16 protein-coding genes and 1 pseudogene are annotated in these 18,626 nt (G+C 59.3%); 9 read left to right on the top strand and 8 right to left on the bottom strand.

Annotated features, from left to right (window positions below; genetic code table 11):
- Nucleotides 1-92: 92 nt before the first annotated feature.
- A complete protein-coding gene (gene zigA, locus FQ187_RS04370) occupies nt 93-1,301 on the top strand; it encodes a zinc metallochaperone GTPase ZigA (protein WP_149628543.1) in 1,209 nt (402 codons plus the stop codon).
- On the top strand, nt 1,301-1,951 hold the full coding sequence (locus FQ187_RS04365) for a DUF1826 domain-containing protein (protein ID WP_149628542.1): 651 nt from the start codon (nt 1,301-1,303) through the stop codon (nt 1,949-1,951). The genes zigA and FQ187_RS04365 overlap by 1 nt, the downstream gene beginning before the upstream one ends.
- 4 nt (nt 1,952-1,955) lie before the next feature.
- On the opposite strand, the gene FQ187_RS04360 is transcribed toward FQ187_RS04365, so the two are convergent.
- Nucleotides 1,956-2,312: a hypothetical protein gene (locus FQ187_RS04360; protein ID WP_008156668.1), complete on the bottom strand. Its 357-nt coding sequence runs from the start codon at nt 2,310-2,312 to the stop codon at nt 1,956-1,958.
- Nucleotides 2,313-2,338: 26 nt separating this feature from the next.
- Here FQ187_RS04360 and FQ187_RS04355 point away from each other — a divergent pair, with 26 nt between their 5' ends.
- Complete coding sequence (locus FQ187_RS04355) at nt 2,339-3,310, top strand: GTP-binding protein (protein ID WP_149628541.1); 972 nt, start codon at nt 2,339-2,341, stop codon at nt 3,308-3,310.
- Between the two features lies 1 nt (nt 3,311).
- Here the strand turns inward: FQ187_RS04355 and FQ187_RS04350 are convergent, their stop codons facing one another.
- Nucleotides 3,312-3,725 carry a DUF3301 domain-containing protein gene (locus FQ187_RS04350; RefSeq protein WP_149628540.1) on the bottom strand — a complete coding sequence of 138 codons (414 nt, stop codon included), beginning with the start codon at nt 3,723-3,725 and terminating at the stop codon, nt 3,312-3,314.
- Between the two features lie 120 nt (nt 3,726-3,845).
- Here FQ187_RS04350 and pdxY point away from each other — a divergent pair, with 120 nt between their 5' ends.
- Entirely contained in the window at nt 3,846-4,718 is an 873-nt protein-coding gene (gene pdxY / locus FQ187_RS04345) for a pyridoxal kinase PdxY (RefSeq protein ID WP_149628539.1), read from the top strand.
- Between the two features lie 54 nt (nt 4,719-4,772).
- Here the strand turns inward: pdxY and FQ187_RS04340 are convergent, their stop codons facing one another.
- Nucleotides 4,773-5,255, bottom strand: coding sequence for an acyl-CoA thioesterase (locus FQ187_RS04340; RefSeq protein ID WP_149628538.1), 483 nt, complete (start codon nt 5,253-5,255; stop codon nt 4,773-4,775).
- A 205-nt stretch (nt 5,256-5,460) separates the two neighbouring features.
- On the opposite strand from FQ187_RS04340, the pseudogene FQ187_RS04335 reads away from it, so the two are divergent.
- Nucleotides 5,461-7,211 (top strand): annotated as a pseudogene (locus tag FQ187_RS04335) (cation:proton antiporter).
- Nucleotides 7,212-7,232: 21 nt separating this feature from the next.
- Here the strand turns inward: FQ187_RS04335 and FQ187_RS04330 are convergent.
- From FQ187_RS04330 to uvrD, 4 genes are all read right to left on the bottom strand, one after another.
- Nucleotides 7,233-7,640 carry an SMI1/KNR4 family protein gene (locus tag FQ187_RS04330; RefSeq protein ID WP_008156656.1) on the bottom strand — a complete coding sequence of 136 codons (408 nt, stop codon included), beginning with the start codon at nt 7,638-7,640 and terminating at the stop codon, nt 7,233-7,235.
- Nucleotides 7,641-7,776: 136 nt separating this feature from the next.
- Complete coding sequence (locus tag FQ187_RS04325; protein WP_134421022.1) at nt 7,777-8,649, bottom strand: Tim44 domain-containing protein; 873 nt, start codon at nt 8,647-8,649, stop codon at nt 7,777-7,779.
- A gap of 178 nt (nt 8,650-8,827) precedes the next feature.
- Nucleotides 8,828-9,268 (bottom strand): EamA family transporter, encoded by a 441-nt coding sequence (locus tag FQ187_RS04320; RefSeq protein WP_046053914.1) that lies wholly within the window; start codon nt 9,266-9,268, stop codon nt 8,828-8,830.
- A gap of 171 nt (nt 9,269-9,439) precedes the next feature.
- The gene (gene uvrD, locus FQ187_RS04315) at nt 9,440-11,623 is read right to left on the bottom strand and encodes a DNA helicase II (RefSeq protein ID WP_149628537.1); all 2,184 of its coding nucleotides are present in this window, start codon (nt 11,621-11,623) and stop codon (nt 9,440-9,442) included.
- A 258-nt stretch (nt 11,624-11,881) separates the two neighbouring features.
- On the opposite strand from uvrD, the gene FQ187_RS04310 reads away from it, so the two are divergent.
- The 3 genes from FQ187_RS04310 to FQ187_RS04300 all read left to right on the top strand — a co-directional run bounded on the left by FQ187_RS04310 (nt 11,882) and on the right by FQ187_RS04300 (nt 16,110).
- Nucleotides 11,882-14,755 carry an EAL domain-containing protein gene (locus FQ187_RS04310; protein ID WP_149628536.1) on the top strand — a complete coding sequence of 958 codons (2,874 nt, stop codon included), beginning with the start codon at nt 11,882-11,884 and terminating at the stop codon, nt 14,753-14,755.
- Between the two features lie 135 nt (nt 14,756-14,890).
- A complete protein-coding gene (gene hexR / locus FQ187_RS04305) occupies nt 14,891-15,757 on the top strand; it encodes a transcriptional regulator HexR (protein ID WP_008156648.1) in 867 nt (288 codons plus the stop codon).
- A 143-nt stretch (nt 15,758-15,900) separates the two neighbouring features.
- Nucleotides 15,901-16,110, top strand: a complete 210-nt coding sequence (locus tag FQ187_RS04300) for a PA3496 family putative envelope integrity protein (protein ID WP_149628535.1) — start codon at nt 15,901-15,903, stop codon at nt 16,108-16,110.
- Here the strand turns inward: FQ187_RS04300 and FQ187_RS04295 are convergent.
- Complete coding sequence (locus FQ187_RS04295; RefSeq protein ID WP_149628534.1) at nt 16,052-17,014, bottom strand: LysR family transcriptional regulator; 963 nt, start codon at nt 17,012-17,014, stop codon at nt 16,052-16,054. The genes FQ187_RS04300 and FQ187_RS04295 overlap by 59 nt on opposite strands.
- Before the next feature lie 190 nt (nt 17,015-17,204).
- Between FQ187_RS04295 and FQ187_RS04290 the strand changes: the two genes are divergently transcribed.
- A complete protein-coding gene (locus FQ187_RS04290) occupies nt 17,205-18,620 on the top strand; it encodes an acetyl-CoA carboxylase biotin carboxylase subunit (protein WP_008156643.1) in 1,416 nt (471 codons plus the stop codon).
- The last annotated feature ends 6 nt before the right edge of the window (nt 18,621-18,626 follow it).

The following is an 18,626-nucleotide window of genomic DNA, read 5'->3' as shown; positions in this document are numbered from 1 at the left end:
GGGCAAGAGGAGAGTGGCTTGATTGTGTTGTTATACTATAACATCAAGTTAAGCCCGACACTGCGACCGGGCATCTCTGTGAGGAATACCTGATGCCCAATCGTCTCCCCGTAACCGTCCTGTCGGGCTTTCTCGGCGCTGGCAAAAGTACGCTGCTCAACTACGTGCTGCGCAATCGCGACAACCTGCGCGTCGCCGTGATCGTCAATGATATGAGCGAAATCAACATCGATGGCGGCGAAGTCCAACGCGATGTCACCCTGAATCGTGCGGAAGAAAAACTCGTGGAGATGAGTAATGGCTGCATCTGCTGCACCTTGCGCGAAGACTTGCTGGAAGAGGTGAGCAAACTCGCCAAGGAGGGTCGCTTTGATTATTTATTGATCGAATCCACCGGCATTTCCGAGCCGCTGCCCGTGGCGGAAACCTTCACCTTCCGCGATGAAGAAGGGCAGAGCCTGGCCGACATCGCCCGGCTCGACACCATGGTCACCGTGGTCGATGGCATGAACTTCCTGCTCGACTATCAGGCCGCCGAAAGCCTCGCATCCCGTGGTGAAACCTTGGGTGAGGACGACGAACGCTCGATCACCGATCTGTTGATCGAGCAGATCGAATTCGCCGACGTGATTCTGATCAGCAAGATCGATTTGATCAGTAGCAGCGAACGCCAGGAGCTGATCGCGATCCTCGAGCGGCTTAACGCTCAGGCGGAAATCATCCCGATGGTCATGGGCGAAATTCCCTTGGCGAAGATCCTGAATACCGGTCGTTTCGACTTCGAGAAGGCCGCTCAGGCGCCGGGCTGGTTACAGGAATTGCGTGGCGAACACGTGCCCGAAACCGAGGAATACGGCATCGCCTCGACGGCTTACCGAGCACGCCGACCGTTTCATCCGCAGCGCTTTTTCAGCTTCATCGACCGCCCGTGGGTGAACGGCAAACTGCTGCGCTCCAAGGGTTTCTTCTGGTTGGCCAGCAAGCACATGGACGCCGGTAGCTGGTCCCAGGCCGGCGGATTGATGCGCCATGGTTTCGCCGGGCGCTGGTGGCGTTTCGTGCCGAAAACCCAGTGGCCGCAGGACGAAGAAAGCACCGCCGGGATCATGGAACACTGGACCGCATCCACCGGCGATTGCCGCCAGGAACTGGTGTTCATCGGCCAGAACATCGACTTCGCGCAGCTCACCGCTGAACTCGACAATTGCCTGTTGACCGACGATGAAATGGCGTTAGGTGTCGAGGGCTGGCGATTAATGCCAGACCCATTTGGCCCGTGGCATGAAGAGGCGGCAGCCTGATGTTGGCACCCCGTCTGAAACTGCCGCCGATCATTCGTCAGGTTCAAGGCGAGACGCCGCAAGCGCTGACCCGAATACTGGATGACGGCATCAACCTCGCCGTTTGGCAGCGCCAATTGCCGGCGCACATCGCTGATTTCGGGAGTTTGCTGCTGTCACTGAACGAGCCGTTGGCCGAGTCGCTGGTCCTGGAACTGCCCAGCGATAACACCGAACCCAATCTTCGCGGATTGGCCTCAGGTTTTAGCGATCTCGAAGGTTACGAAGGTTTCATCGCCGACGTCTCCTGGCTGGTCAGTGCTTTCGCCTGTTTGCTGGGCGCTAAACGTATCGGCCTGCGCCTGCGGGTCCTGGACAAGGCCATGTGCCCGCGTTTCCACGTCGATCACGTGCCAGTGCGGCTGATCACCACGTATTGCGGGATCGGCAGCCAGTGGCTGAAGGAAAGTGCGATGGATCGCCGACAACTGGGCAACGCCGATGCCGAACCGCAGGACGATTCGCTGATCGAGCAGATCGCCAGCGGCGAAGTCGCGCTGCTCAAAGGCGAGAAATGGCATGGTAACGAAGGCTTCGGCCTTATTCACCGATCGCCACAGCTTGCGTCCGGTGAGCGGCGGCTGATCCTGACGCTCGACTGGCTGAGCTAGCGGCTCACGGCTTGAGCCAGGTTCCCTGGCTCTGGGCTTCGCAAAACGGCTTCAAATACGCTGCATCCGTGGCCACGCCGTAATAGTGAATATCCTGCCGGTAAGGCATATTGGCGACTTGGGCGTTGCTGCACACTCCGAACGCGCCGGTGGGGCATTGGTCGACGTACTGCACCTCGACTTTCTGGCCAGGAAGGTTCGGCTGGCAGAAACCATCGGCGAACAGTTTTTCCGGGATGTTGCGGTTCTGCTGGCAGACTTTCACGTCGAGTCGAGCAGCCGTGCTATGTACCACGCAGGCTTGAGCCAGCGCCTCACCTGAAGTGAGCGCCAGGAGCAACGACAATCCCATCAACCGCATCCTTACCTCCTCAGAAAACTTCGACCATGTTGCAGAACATTCCCACTCACGTCATTGCTGGCCCATTGGGTGCCGGCAAGACCAGCCTGATCAAGCACCTGCTGACGCAGCGGCCGGCGAATGAGCGTTGGGCGGTACTGATCAACGAGTTCGGCCAGATCGGCCTCGACGCTGCGTTGCTGACCCGGGAGGCCGATGGTATCGCACTGGGTGAAGTGGCCGGGGGCTGTTTGTGTTGCGTGAATGGTGCGCCGTTTCAGATCGGCCTCGGGCGTTTGCTGCGCAAGGCGCGGCCGGATCGGCTGTTCATCGAGCCCTCCGGGCTGGGACATCCGGCGCAATTGCTCAGGCAGTTGAGTGAGGCGCCGTGGCAAGGCGTGTTGGCTGTTCAACCCTGCGTGCTGGTGCTGGACGCCCAGGCACTTGCTGACGGTAAACTGCTGCCGGTGGCGCAACAGGAAGCGCTGAACAGCGCCGGGTTGTTGCTGATGAATAAGGCCAAAAATATCGACGACGCTGATCGCCAGCGAATCGCCGCACAGTTGCCGGCGCGTCCGTTGTACTGGACGCAGCAAGCCGCGTTGCCATTGAGTGAGTTACCAGGGCTTGGGGTTCAGGCTGTAGCGGGTGTGGATAACTTCGTTGCGCCCAAAGGATTGGCACAGCTGCCAGCCATTTGGACCGATCCCACGCTGCCAATTTGCTTGAGCCAGGAACAGGAGGGCGGCTGGAGTGTTGGGTGGCGTTGGCATCCAAGTCAGACTTTCGATGCGACGCTAGTTGGCCGTTGGCTTGAAAGCCTTGCCTGGCGGCGGGCGAAGCTGGTTATCCACAGCGTCGACGGTTGGGTTTCGGCGAATGCACTGGAAAACCCGGTGTTGGACTGGCTGCCCAGCGAATGGCGGCGTGATTCGCGCATCGAGCTGATTTTCAGTGAGCCGCAGGATGTTGATTCATTGCAAGGAGATCTAGCCGACTGCCGGTCGAGCAAGACTTGAATCAAGGACGCCATTTAGTGTGTTCTTGCCGCCACTGGCTCATCTCGATCACCTCAGCACGCGGTTTCACTACATCGGTCACCGCAGGCGTGTCGTCGAACGGCATCGGGTAGGGCGCCAGCTCAATCTGCGCACTGTGGGCGCCAAACTGGGTGATGGTGCCGTTGTGACGGCTTTCACCGGTCACGGTGAATTCGAAGTTATACACACGGGCGAGGCGCCGTCGGCCGTTGGCGTCTTTAATGAACGCAATCTTCTTCAAGGCCACGTTGCCGTCCAGCAGCGCGATTCCGAGCTTTGTGCAATGCAGCTTGACCCGCTCCAGCGCGCGCTCGCGCAAGCCATGGTTGTGCCATAACCACGCGCCACCGGTGGCAAGCAGCATCAGGACGAAGATATTTCCAAGGGTCAACATCAACACATTGCTCCAACAAGATAGTGTCAGCTTAACTGCGTCGCCGGTCTGTCGTACAGGCTGCGTTTAGTCGCATACTGCGCGGCTTGAATTTCAATCGTTTGACGGAAAACCCACCGCATGAAACGTACGCCCCATCTGCTCGCCATCCAGTCCCACGTGGTGTTCGGCCACGCTGGCAACAGCGCCGCGGTTTTCCCGATGCAGCGGGTCGGGGTGAATGTGTGGCCGCTCAATACGGTGCAGTTCTCTAACCACACTCAGTATGGCCAGTGGGCCGGTGAAGTGCTGGCGCCGCATCAGATTCCCGACCTGGTCGAAGGCATCGCGGCGATCGGCGAACTGGGCAACTGCGACGCCGTGCTGTCTGGCTATCTCGGCAGTGCTGCCCAGGGTCGGGCGATCCTGACGGGGGTGGCGCGGATCAAGTCGATGAATCCCAAGGCACTGTATCTGTGTGACCCGGTGATGGGCCATCCGGAGAAGGGTTGCAGCGTGCCCGCGGAAGTCAGTGATTTTCTGCTGGAGGAGGCGGCTGCCGTGGCGGACTTCATGTGCCCGAACCAGCTGGAGCTGGACAGCTTTTCAGGACGCAAGCCGCAATCGTTGTTCGATTGCCTGGCCATGGCGCGAGCGTTGCTGGCGCGTGGTCCGAAGGCTGTGCTGGTCAAGCATCTGGACTATCCCGGTAAACCGGGGGATGTTTTCGAGATGTTGCTGGTGACGGCCGAAGACAGCTGGCATTTGCGCCGTCCGCTGCTGGCGTTCCCGCGTCAGCCCGTGGGTGTCGGCGACCTGACTTCCGGGTTGTTTCTGGCTCGCGTACTGTTGGGCGATAGCCTGGTGGCCGCTTTTGAATTCGCCGCGTCGGCGGTACAGGAAGTGCTGCTGGAAACCCAGGCTTGCTCCAGCTATGAGCTGGAACTGGTGCGGGCTCAGGACCGGATTGCCCATCCACGGGTGCGGTTCGAAGCGACGGCGATCAGTTTGTAACAACATTCGCGGAAAAAAATCGCAGCCTTTGCGCTGGCTGCGACTTTGTCGATATCAGGCGTCGCCCTTGATGTCCTGATAGCGCTTTTCCAGCTCCTGACGAATCTGCCGACGTTGCTGGGCCTGCATGAAGCGGCGCTTGTCTTCGCTGTTCTGCGGTTGCAGTGGCGGAACAGCAGTCGGTTTGCGGTCGTCATCCACTGCGACCATGGTGAAGAAGCAGCTGTTGGTGTGGCGCACCGAGCGCTCGCGGATGTTTTCGGTCACCACCTTGATGCCCACCTCCATGGAGGTGTTGCCGGTGTAATTGACCGAGGCCAGAAAGGTCACCAGTTCGCCGACATGAATCGGCTCGCGAAAAATTACCTGATCCACCGACAGGGTCACCACGTAGCGGCCGGCATAACGGCTGGCGCACGCGTAAGCCACTTCGTCGAGGTATTTGAGCAAAGTACCGCCGTGGACATTGCCAGAGAAGTTGGCCATGTCGGGGGTCATCAATACCGTCATCGACAGTTGTGCGTTTCCGGGTTCCATAGCGTTCTCACGGTTCAAGGCAGAATTTCGGGAGGGCGGCACCTCTGCGGGTGCCTCGTCAGCTTTTTCAAACCAACAGTTATCGGGACGCCGGGCAGGTGGCTGCCGTCACGCCCGGATCGATCTGTTTCCATATATTGCACCGTCTTTGCAGCGGAAGTCGTGGTGTTAACCTCCAAATGTCCCCCTTAAGGAGCCCCACACCATGCATGCCATCAGTTTTATTCAAGATCTGGCAGTGATCATGTTGATCGCGGGTGTGGTGACCGTGCTGTTTCATCGCTTCAAACAACCGGTGGTGCTCGGCTACATCGTCGCCGGGTTCATCATCGGCCCGCACACCCCGCCGTTCAGCCTGATCCACGATGAAGAAACCATTAAGACCCTCGCCGAACTCGGGGTGATTTTCCTGATGTTCTGCCTGGGCCTGGAGTTCAGCCTGCGCAAGCTGTTCAAGGTCGGCGCCACCGCGTTTATCGCGGCGTTCCTGGAAATCGTGTTGATGATCTGGATCGGCTACGAGATCGGCCGCTGGTTCGACTGGAACACCATGGACTCGCTGTTCCTTGGCGCGATCCTGGCGATTTCCTCAACCACCATCATCGTCAAGGCGCTCAACGACCTGAAGATGAAGAACGAGCGCTTCGCGCAGCTGATTTTCGGCGTGCTGATCGTTGAAGACATCCTTGGCATCGGCATCATCGCGTTGCTATCGAGCATCGCGGTCAGCGGCATGGTCAGTTCCGGCGAAGTGTTTTCCACCGTTGGTAAGCTCTCGCTGTTCATGATCGTCGCACTGGTCATCGGCATCCTGCTGGTGCCGCGATTGCTGGCTTACGTGGCGAAGTTCGAAAGCAATGAAATGTTGCTGATCACTGTGTTGGGCCTGTGTTTCGGCTTCTGTTTGCTGGTGGTTAAACTTGAGTACAGCATGGTGCTCGGCGCGTTCCTGATTGGCGCGATCATGGCTGAATCCCGGCAATTGCTGAAAATCGAGCGCTTGATAGAACCGGTTCGCGAACTGTTCAGTGCGATCTTCTTTGTCACCATTGGGCTGATGCTCGATCCGATGATCCTGCTGCAATACGCGTGGCCGATTGCGGTGATCACCGTGGCCGTGGTGCTGGGCAAGATGTTTTCTTGCGGTCTTGGCGCCTTTATCGCTGGCAATGATGGACGCACCTCACTTCGGGGCTTTCGCAGATTGGCGAATTTTCTTTCATCATCGCGGCGCTGGGCATGACGTTGCAGGTCACCAGCAACTTCCTTTACCCGGTCGCCGTTGCCGTCTCGGTGATCACCACGTTGCTGACGCCCTACCTGATCCGCGCGGCTGATCCGCTGTCGGTCAAGCTTGCCGCGGTGATGCCGAAGCGACTGGGCAGGGTATTGGGGATGTACGGCGAATGGCTGCGCAGCATCCCGCCTCAGGGCGAGGGCGCGCTGCTGGCGTCGATGATTCGGCGGATTCTGTTGCAGGTGGGAGTCAATCTGGCGCTGGTGATTGCGATCTTCTTCTCGGGTGCTTTTTTCGCCGAGCGTATGTCCGCTTACCTGCAAGACTGGATCAGCGACCCGAGCTGGCAGAAAGCGTTGATCTGGGGTGGGGCGTTGCTGTTGTCGCTGCCGTTCCTGATCGCCGCCTATCGCAAGCTCAAGGCGCTCTCGATGCTGTTGGCGGAGATGGGCGTGAAGCCGGAGATGGCCGGCCGCCACACGCAGCGAGTGCGTCGGGTGATCGCCGAAGTGATCCCGATCCTCTCACTGCTGGTGATTTTGCTGCTGCTGGCAGCCTTGTCGGCCAGTATTCTGCCGACCAACAAGTTGCTGGTGCTGATCGTCGTCGCGGCCGCTGTAGCGGCGCTGCTCTGGCGCTGGTTCATTCGCGTGCACACGCGGATGCAGGTAGCGTTGCTCGAAACATTGGACAACCACAAGGATTCGTCTGGGTATTAACCCTGTGGCGTGTCAGGCGTCTTAGCTTTCCAGCCAGACGTCCCGCGCCCAGTGCCACACCGATTCCCAGGTTTCTTCGGCGATCAGCTCTTCTTCGGCCAACCACAGCACCACGGTGCCGTCTTCTTCGACCAGGTAGTAGTTGTCACCGTCCTGGCAGATCGGAATCATGCTGCGATCAACACCCGCATCCCAGGCGTTGGCGGCAACGTCCGGCAGGTAGGTGTGGGATTGCGGGTCGGTAACGGTTACCGGCTCCAGGCTGCCGTAGACGACGTCGCTGACGGTCAGCAAAAATTCTCTGAAGACAAATGGAATGTCGATGAACAGCTGTTCTTCGATTTCCACCAGTTGATCTTCGTCGGGCAACTCCAAGGGGACCGGTACCGGTTCGTTGGCTTCACGCAGTTGTTCGATGATTTCTTCCACGTCCAGGATCCTCTTGCTTGATGGCGCGGTTTAGTTGGGGCGGTTTATACAGTAGCTCGCTATAGATGCAACCGCGAAATAGAAAACCCCGGCCGAGGCCGGGGGTTTTATTACAGCATGCGTAACGCGGGAGGGATCAGCCGTTCTGGCGGATACCGGCGACCAGCCAAGGCTGGTTCTCGCCCTGCGGACGTTCCATGTTCCAGCTTTCGCTGAACACTTCGCCCTGGTCGAAACGCGAGGTCTTCGACACACCGGTGAAGGTCAGGGTGGCGATGGTCTTGTCGGCGCGATCATCCACGCCGTCCAGTTGAACATTGAGGTTATCAATGTAGGTGGACTGGAAACCGTCACCCAGATCGGCACGTTCGCGCTTGAGGAACTCCAGCAGCTGCGGGGTCACGAACTCGGCGATCTTGTCCATTTCGTTGGCGTCCCAGTGCTGCTGCAGGGACTGGAAGTGGTTGCGGGCCGCTTCAATGAAGTTCTTTTCATTGAACCAGGCCGGAGCGTTGATCACCGGACGAGCGGCAACCGGTGCTGCCGAACCGCCGAAGATCGAACCGCCAGCAGGCTTCTGTTCGAACACTTCACGCTGCATCGGTGCGCCAGCTGGAGCCATGTGCTCCTGCTGCTTGCGACGACGAGCGGCGATGAAGCGGAAGATCAGGAAGGCGATGACGGCCATGATCAGGATGTCGAAGATCTGCATGCCCTGGAAGCCGCCGCCCATGAACATGGAGGCCAGCAGGCCACCGGCAGCGATACCGGCCAGAGGGCCGAGCCAACGCGAAGCACCACCGGCCTTGGCAGCAGCGCCCGCGGCACCGGCCGCACCGGCAGTGGCAGCAGCACCGCCTACGCCAGGAGAAGAAGGAGCCATTTGGCTGGTCTGGTGAGTCGGCGCAGCGCCGGAGCTCTTACCGCCACCAAAGCGCTTGGCGTTGGCGTCGAGGCTCATCGTCAGGCCGATGCACAACGCCATGGCGATGCTAAGAAAACGTTTCATAAAGGGAATTCCCATTTGTGGATGGCACGCGCGCCATGTTGCACAGCTGAAGTGTTACTGGCTAGCGGCAGAGTGTTTCGGGCTTTTGCCTGACAGGTTGCGTTCAGCTTCAGTCAGCGCAATAAGGCCTGTTAACTTTGGTCCGTAGGATCGGTGGATAAGTTCTGTAGGAAGGGGCCTAGCGGCGCAGCGCCAGCATGACCACACCGGCTGTAATCAGGCCGATTCCACCCCATTGGCGCAGGTCGAGTTTTTCGCCCAGCAGGATCACGCCGAGCACCGCCACCAGTACTACGCTGAGCTTGTCCACCGGAGCGACCAGTGAGGCCGGCCCCAGTTTCAGTGCGCGGAAGTAGCAGATCCACGAGGCACCGGTGGCAAGTCCCGACAGCAGCAGGAACAGGTAGCTCCTGGCAGAGATCGATCCTAATGACTGATATTGGCCCGTGGCGTACAAAATCAAGGCCAGGCTGACCAAAACCACCACGGTACGCAGTAGGGTGGCGAAGTCGGAGTTGACGTTTTCGATGCCGATCTTCGCGAAGATGGCGGTCATGGCAGCAAATGCCGCTGACAACAGGGCCCAGAATGTCCAGGAAGAAAAGAAACCAGAGCCCATGTTATCGCGCCTTTGTAGATCAACTTGTATCAACACACAGAGTGGATGCAACACAAAACCCTGTGGGAGCGAGCTTGTGATCGATTGGGGGCGCAGCGGTATGTCTGAAACACTGCGCTATCGTTCATCGCGAGAAAGCTCGCTCCCACAGAAAAGCTTTTCGGGCAGCTTTTAGATCGCTTCCAGCTTCGCGTAACCCAGCATCAGCCACTTGCTGCCTTCGCTGAAGTTCACCTGCACCCGAGCCTGAGCCCCGGCACCTTCGAAGTTCAGGATCACACCGTCGCCAAACACCGAATGCCGTACGGCCTGGCCGAGGCTGAACCCGGTATCCGGGATCTCGCTACCGCCAAACAGACTGCTGGAGCTCTGCTGCTGGCCACCGCCGAACGGACGGCTGACGCTGTTGGACAGCCGCACTTCCTGAATCAGGCCTTTCGGCACTTCACGTACGAAACGCGACACCTTGTTGTAAGTTTCGCTGCCGTACAGGCGTCGGGTTTCAGCATAGGTCATCACCAGGTTCTGCATCGCCCGGGTGATACCGACGTAGGCCAAACGGCGTTCTTCTTCAAGACGCCCCGGTTCTTCCAGGCTCATCTTGTGCGGGAACAGGCCTTCTTCCATGCCCACCAGGAACACGTAAGGGAATTCCAGACCCTTGGCGCTGTGCAAAGTCATCAACTGAATGCTGTCTTCGTGCTCGTCAGCCTGAGTGTCCCCGGCCTCCAGCGACGCGTGACCGAGGAAGGCCGCCAGTGGCGACAGGTCTTCGTCTTCTTCAGCGTTTTCGAAGTTACGCGCAGCGCTGACCAGTTCCTCAAGGTTTTCTACCCGTGCCTGGCCTTTCTCGCCTTTTTCCGCTTCGTGATAGGCGATCAGCCCGGACTGCTCGATGACGGTCTGGGTCATCAGGTGCAGCGGCATTTCCATGCACTTGGCGGCGAGGTTCTCGATCAGCTCGATAAACGCCCCAAGAGCACCGGCAGCACGGCCGGTCAGGCCTTTATTAGCCACCAGCAGACGCATGGCTTCCCACATCGACACATCGCTGTGACGGGCATGGTCGCGGATCGCTTCAACGGTTTTCTCACCGATACCACGGGCCGGGACGTTGATCACCCGCTCCAGTGCTGCATCGTTGCCGCGACCCTCCAGCAAGCGCAGGTAGGCCATGGCGTTTTTGATTTCTGCCCGTTCGAAGAAGCGCTGACCGCCATAGATGCGGTACGGAATGCGCTCACGCAGCAAGGCTTCTTCCAAAACGCGTGATTGGGCGTTGGAGCGGTACAAAATCGCGATATCACTGCGGGCCAAGCCGGTTTTCAGCGCGCTTTCGATGGTTTCCACCACGTAGCGTGCTTCATCGTGTTCGTTGAACGCGGCGTACAGGTTGATCGCTTCGCCTTCGCCGCCGTCAGTCCACAGCTCTTTGCCCATGCGACCCGTGTTGTTGGCGATCAGGGCGTTGGCTGCTTTAAGGATACCGGCGGTGGAGCGGTAGTTCTGCTCCAGACGAATGGTTTCAGCATCCGGAAAATCGTCGGAATACTGATAAATGTTTTCGATTTTCGCGCCGCGCCAGCCGTAGATCGACTGATCGTCGTCGCCGACCACCATCAGGCTGTCGCCGCCCTTGGCCAGCAGTCGCAACCAGGCGTACTGCACGGCGTTGGTGTCCTGGAACTCGTCCACCAAAATGTGCCGGAAGCGCTTCTGATAGTGCGCCAGCAGGCCCGGATGATCGCGCCACAGATCGAGGGCACGCAGCAGCAATTCGGAGAAGTCGATCACGCCAGCGCGCAGGCACGCAGCCTCATAGGCTTCATAAATGCTGCGCATGGTCGCCAGGAACAGATCGCCGCTGGCTTGAATGTGTTGCGGGCGCAGACCTTCGTCTTTCTGCCCGTTGATGAACCACTGGGCCTGACGGGCCGGCCAGCGTTGTTCGTCCAGGCCCAGCTCGCGGATCACCCGCTTGACCAGTCGTTGCTGGTCGTCGCTGTCGAGAATCTGGAAAGTCTGGCTCAGGCCGGCTTCCTGCCAGTGCGCCCGCAACAAGCGGTGCGCCAGGCCGTGGAAGGTGCCGACCCACATGCCGGCCGGGTTGATACCCATCAGCTGCTCGATGCGATGGCGCATCTCGGCAGCGGCCTTATTGGTGAAGGTCACCGACAGGATGGAGTGGGGCGAGGCGTTTTCGACCTGGATCAACCAGGCGATACGGTGCACCAGCACTCGGGTTTTACCGGAACCAGCACCGGCCAGGACCAACTGACGACCCACGGAGGCAGCTACGGCCTGGCGTTGGGCATCGTTGAGGGAGTTCAGCAGAAGGGAGAGATCATCGCGCATCGGGGCATTCTAGGGTGCGCCGTCACACCGGGCAAACCGAGCTTTGCATTAGCCGATGAAAGAAGCACGGATGACGACCGGTCGGTCACTGGCTGCAGGCGTTGGCGGCGCTCGCTCCGAGGCTTTTCAGCGGGTATGGAGGGCTGCAGTTTTTGTCGATTTTATGATCTGGAGCAGTTTGGTCCGGGCATTTGCTTGTGTATGCTCCGTCGACGTTTCGGGCTCATGCTCACCATTATAAGAACAAGAACATTGCCTATGACCCTCAGCACCGACCTGTCGGGCCCCGTTGTGGAGCCCCGGGTTATCCGCAAACAGTACGCCATGGAAATGGCGGTCGAACGCACGCGTCTGCTTTATCAGGGTTCGTTGCTGCCCACGTTATTCATGTTGATCAACGGTCTGGTCTGCGCTGGCTTGCTTTGGAGTCCGCAGCGTTACTTCCTGGTCAGCGTCTGGCTGGTGTGGCTGTTGTCGCTGGTGGCGTTGCGGGTGATTCAAGTCGCGGCATTCGATTCGGCGATTCCCAATCGTCAGGCCCATCCGATCTGGCGCCGCATGTTTTTGCTGGGTTCGGCCATGACCGGCCTGACCCTGGCCGGCGCCGGCATTGCGCTGGTACCCGCCGATAACTTCATGCAACAAGCCTGGGTGTTCGGCCTGATCGGCGCTGCAGCGCTTTCGGCCAGTGTTGCCTACGCGGTCAGCCTGCCGGCGTTCCTGTCTTTTACCTTGCCCTGTCTGTTGCCGGCCATCGGCTATCTGTTCTGGGGCGGCGATGAACAAGATCAGGGCTGGGGCTGGTTCGGCCTGATTTTGCTCGGCGCGTTGAGTGTGGTCGCCTGGCAGGTCAATCGGCTCATCGATAGCGGACTGTTGCGGCGCTTCCAGAATCAGGCACTGATTGAGCACTTGCAGCAGGCCCAAAGCTGCAGCGATCAGCTCAATCAAAAGCTGGGCAAGGAAATCGACCAGCGCCGTCGTGCCGAAGACGAATTGCGGCAAATTCAGATCGAGCTGGAAAGCCGCGTCGCCCAGCGCAGCCTGGAGCTGGACGCCGCCAATCAGGCCCTGAGCAAGAGCGAAGCGCGTCTGGCGCTGGCGTTGAAGGCCAGTGAGTTGGGCTTGTGGGACTGGAACCTGCAAACCGACGAAGTCCATCACACCCACCTTCAGGAGCTGTTCGGCCTGGAGCCGGAACTTGTGACGGCGATGCTCCGCCACCTCAAGCCGCGCCTGCACCCCGATGATTTGCCGTCACTCAAGCGCGCGCTAGTCGAGCATTTGAAGGGGCGCAGCGAGGATTACCAAATCGAGTACCGCGTGCGCCACGGCGATGGCCATTGGGTCTGGATCGAGGACCGTGGCCGAGCCGTTGAGCGCGGCGAAAATGGCCGAGTGATCCGCATGGTCGGCACCCGTCGCGACATCAGTGTCAGCAAAGGTCTGGAGGCGCAGAGGCAACTGGCCGCGACGGTATTCGAGGCCGCCAGCGAAGGCATTGTGATTTTCGATCCGAATTACGCGCTAATCGCGGTCAATCAGGCCTTCAGCCGAGTCACCGGCTACGACATTGAAGACATGATCGGACGCAACGTGGTCGAGTTGCCATGCAGTCGCGATGCCCGTCGGCACTACACGGCGATTCATCAGGCGCTGGAGCAGCACGGCAGTTGGCAGGGCGAGCTGGTAGAAACCCGCAAGAATGGCGAGGTGTACCCGCAATGGTTGCAACTCAATGCTGTGCGCGATGCTCGGGGAAATGTGAGCCATATCGTAGGCTTCTTCGCCGATCTATCGGCTCGGCGCGAATCTGAAGAGCGCATGCGTTACCTGACCCATTACGACGAATTGACGGGCCTGGCTAACCGTTCTCTGTTCCGCGAACGGCTAAGCGAGGCTCATCAGCGGGTGCGCCAGGGCGGCTACCGCAGTCTGGCGTTGCTGCACATCAATCTGGATCGTTTCAAGCTGCTCAACGACAGCCTTGGCCATGAAGTCGCCGACCAGCTCTTGCAGAAAATGGCCCGGCGACTGGTCAACGCACTACCTGAGGCGGACACCATCGCTCGTTTATCCGGCGATGAGTTTGCCGTGTTGTTCAATGCCTACGGCAACCTGTCGAGCCTGGCGCGGGTGGCGACCCGACTGTCGACCAAGCTGCGCTTGCCGATCACTGTCGAGGGCCATGAACTGGTGGTTAGCGCGTCCATGGGCATCAGTATGTTGCCGGACAACGCGCGAGAAATTTCCGCGCTGGTCCATCAGTCAAATATGGCCATGCAGCACGCCAAGCACTTGGGCGGAAATAACTTCCAGTTCTACACCGACAGCCTGCAAGCCAGCACGCTGGAGCGCTTGCAGCTGGAAAATCAACTGCGTAAGGCCATCGAAGAGAAACAGCTGAAGGTGTTTTACCAGCCGAAGCTGTGCCTCGCCACGGGTCGGCTGAATGCTGCCGAGGCGCTGGTGCGCTGGGATCACCCGACCATGGGCCGTGTGCCGCCGGGGGACTTCATCGGCCTGGCCGAGGAAACCGGGTTGATCGGCCCGATCGGCGAGTTCGTGTTGCGTCAGGCGTGCTGGCAAGCCTGTGAGTGGCAGCGTCAGGGGCTTGAACCGATACGGGTGTCGGTCAATCTGTCGGTGCATCAATTGCGTCAGGGCAAACTGGTCAGTCTGGTGCGTCAGGTGCTGGAGGAAACCGGTCTGGCGCCGCACTACCTCGAGCTGGAACTCACCGAAAGTCAGTTGCTGGACAGCGTCGAGCACATCATCGCGACCTTCCAGCAATTGCGTGATTTGGGGGTTAAGTTGGCGATTGATGACTTCGGCACCGGGTACTCGTCCCTGAGCTACCTCAAGCGCATCCCGGTGGATTACGTGAAGATCGATCAGGCGTTTATCCGCGGTCTGGGGGAGGGCAGCGAGGATGCGGCGATCACCCGGGCAATCATTGCCATGGCGCATGGCTTGTCGCTGAAAGTAGTGGCTGAAGGTGTGGAGCGGGAAGAGCAGCTGGAGTTTTTGAAAGGCGAGAGCTGCGATGAAGTGCAGGGGTATTTGATCAGCCGCCCTGTCGAGTCCGATGGACTGGCGGCGCTGTTGCGTGCGGACGCGAAACCCTTGTAGGGGCTACATGGAGCGCATGTGGCGTGAAATGGGGACATCGAGTTACGCATTGAGCAGGCAAAAAGCCGATTCATGTAGTATAACTACAAGCGTGCTACATCCCCGGCACCTGCCAATAACAAAGAGTCCAGCCCTTTGAATCTGCTGCAACACATCGCCCAGTCACGCCACCTCTTACGCAAGTCGGAGCTCAAGGTCGCCGACCACGTGCTGCTTGATCCTGCGGCGGTGATGCACAGCTCCATGGCCGACCTGGCCCACAACGTGGGCATCAGCGAACCGACCATCGTGCGGTTCTGTCGCGCCATAGGTTGCTCCGGTTTCCAGGATTTGAAACTGAAGCTGGCGCAGAGTCTTGCCGCCGGCGCGAGCTTCGGGCAGTTCGCGATTCATGAAGACGACTCGGTCGCTGACTACAGCCTGAAAATCTTCGACACCACCCTGCACACGCTGATGGAGGTTCGCGAGAAGCTTGATCCGGTGGAGTTGCAGCGGGCTGTGTCGCTCATGTCGCAGGCCCAGCGGGTCGAGTTCTATGGCTTTGGAGCGTCGGGTGCAGTGGCGGCCGATGCCCAGCACAAGTTCTTCCGTTTGTTGCTGACGGCGGCGGCGTATTCCGACCCGCACATGCAGGCGATGTCGGCGGTCACGTTGAAACCGACCGACGTGGCGATCTGTATTTCCCAGTCCGGGCGTTCCAAAGATTTGTTGATCACCGCCAATCTGGTGCGTGAAAGCGGCGCTTCGCTGATTACCTTGTGCCCGAGCCAGACGCCGCTGGCCGAACTGTCGACCGTCAACCTGGCGATCGATGTGCACGAAGACACCGAAATCTATACGCCGCTGACCTCGCGCATCGCCCATCTGGTGGTGATCGACGTGTTGGCCATGGGCGTGGCCATGGCGCGCGGGCCGAGCCTGGTCAATCACCTCAAGAGCGTCAAGCGCAGCCTGCGCAGCTTGCGGTTGTCACCCAAGTCGGTAAAAGCGCTGGACGATTGATTCAAGACGACACGGACCCTGTGGCGAGGGGATAAATCCCCTCGCCACAGAACAACATTCATCTCCCTGTAACCCGCCCGCCGCCAAACCGTCATCCCTCGCGCCTATCTTGAAACTCCCGTAATCGCCTTGGGAGACTCGAAATGGCCCAGCCCTACGAAGAACGCAACAGCGCCGCCAGAACCCGTCGTCAGCAGGAAGACCAGCGCCGCATGGAATTTCGCCGCGCTATCGAAGATCGCTGCGAACGTCGCCAACTGCTGGCCGAGATCGGTGATTTCCCTGAGCTGGGGCTCAACTACTGGCAGGCGGCACCGGCAACTTCCCGTCGAAACGCTCAACCAGCGCGCTGATCTGCACCCGCTCGCTGCGAATAAACGCAAGGAACGCGTGCGCCACCGGTGACAGCCGTTTCGCCTTGGCTTGCACCAGGCACCAGCTGCGGTACAACGGCAGCTCTTCGACTGGCAGCTCTATGAGTGCGCCGGTCGCCAACTCAAGGTTCAGGGCGTGGCGCGTCAATAGCGCCAGGCCTAGACCCGCCCGTACGCATTCACGCTGGGCTTCGGCCGACGCCACCTCCTGGGTCTGCGTGAAGTGCACGCGCTTCTCCTTGAAATACTCCTCGCAGGCCAGTCGCGTACCGGAGCCCGGTTCGCGCAACAGCAGCGTATAAGGCTCCAGATCCTGCAAGCGCAGCGGCCCCATATGGGACAGCGGATGATCCGGCGGAGCCACGGCCACGATTGGATTGTTGAGAAACGGCAGAAACTCCAGCCCCATGTCTTGCGGCACCATCGACATGATCACCAAATCATCGCGGTTGTCCGACAGGCGTCGAATCACTTGTCCGCGGTTAACCACCGTCAGGTGCAGGTTCACTTCCGGATGCTGGCGCTTGAACGCGGCAAACAGGTGCGGCACGAAATACTTGGCGCTGGATTCCACCGCCAGTTTCAGCTGTCCTTGCAGCGATCCCTGCATGTCTGAAAGCTGCATGTCGAGGTTTTCCAGGCGCCCGAAAATGTCCCGGCTGGCGCGTTGAAGGGCTTCGGCTGCCTCGGTCATGTAGAGCTTTTTGCCGACGTAATCGAACAAAGGTTGACCAATCAGCTCCTCAAGTTGACGAATCTGTAGGCTCACGGCAGGTTGTGTGAGAGACATTTCATCGGCTGCGCGGCTGTAGGACCGCAAATCACAGACCTCATTGAAGATCTGTAATTGACGCAATGTCATACGCATCAAGGACTTACGCATTTTATGGGCGCTCTCACCGCAGGCTGATGCGTCAACTATAAGTCTTTACTTATGGCTGACCCAATAATTAATCATTTTTGTTAATCCCTTGTGAGGGCTAGTGTGGGGCTGCGACTGAATTGAAACATTTGGTCACGCGTCGACTTGGTCTAACAGGTCGTGGGTACCACCGGCTCAAGGGAACCTCCAAGTGATAAAAAAGATCCTGATCGCCAACCGTGGTGAGATTGCCGTACGAATCGTGCGTGCCTGCGCCGAGATGGGCATTCGCTCGGTCGCGATCTATTCCGACGCCGACCGCCATGCCTTGCATGTGAAGCGCGCGGACGAGGCCCACAGCATTGGTGCCGAGCCACTGGCCGGTTACCTGAATGCGCGCAAGCTGGTGAATCTGGCAGTGGAAACCGGTTGTGATGCGCTGCACCCCGGCTACGGCTTCCTCTCGGAGAACGCTGAACTGGCAGATATCTGCGCCGAGCGCGGCATCAAGTTCATCGGTCCATCGGCTGAAGTGATTCGCCGCATGGGCGACAAGACTGAGGCCCGTCGCAGCATGATCAAGGCTGGCGTACCCGTCACCCCGGGGACCGAAGGCAACGTCGCGGATATCGCGGAAGCTTTGATCGAAGGCGATCGCATTGGTTATCCGGTGATGCTCAAGGCGACTTCCGGTGGCGGTGGCCGTGGTATCCGTCGCTGCGACAGCCGGGAAGAACTTGAACAAGCATTCCCTCGGGTCATTTCCGAAGCCACCAAGGCCTTCGGTTCGGCGGAAGTGTTCCTGGAAAAATGCATCGTCAATCCGAAACACATCGAAGCGCAGATCCTCGGCGACAGTTTTGGCAATGTGGTGCACCTGTTTGAGCGTGACTGCTCGATCCAGCGTCGCAACCAGAAGCTCATCGAGATCGCCCCGAGCCCGCAACTGACCCCTGAACAGCGCGCGTACATCGGCGACCTGTCGGTGCGCGCAGCCAAGGCGGTGGGTTACGAGAACGCCGGCACCGTGGAGTTCCTGCTCGCCGAGGGCGAGGTGTACTTCATGGAGATGAACACCCGGGTGCAGGTGGAACACACCATCACCGAAGAAATCACCGGCATCGACATCGTTCGCGAGCAGATTCGCATCGCCTCAGGTCTTCCGCTTTCGGTGAAACAGGAAGACATCCAGCACCGCGGTTTCGCGCTGCAATTCCGGATCAACGCCGAAGACCCGAAAAACAATTTCCTGCCGAGCTTTGGCAAGATCACCCGTTATTACGCGCCCGGCGGTCCCGGCGTGCGTACCGACACGGCGATCTACACCGGCTACACCATTCCGCCGTTCTACGACTCCATGTGCCTGAAACTGGTGGTCTGGGCGCTGACCTGGGAAGAGGCGATGGACCGTGGCTTGCGCGCCCTCGACGACATGCGTCTGCAAGGGGTCAAGACCACCGCCGCGTACTACCAGGAAATCCTGCGTAACCCGGAATTCCGTAGCGGCCAGTTCAACACCAGCTTCGTTGAAAGCCACCCTGAACTGACCAACTACTCGATCAAGCGCAAACCCGAAGAGCTGGCCCTGGCCATCGCCGCCGCCATCGCCGCCCACGCAGGCCTGTGAGGAATA

It is taken from the genome of Pseudomonas sp. ANT_J28 (genome assembly GCF_008370005.1).
Lineage (GTDB): Bacteria > Pseudomonadota > Gammaproteobacteria > Pseudomonadales > Pseudomonadaceae > Aquipseudomonas > Aquipseudomonas frigoris.
Note: the sequence above shows the minus strand (reverse complement) of the source record. Positions and strands in the feature narration are given on the sequence as shown.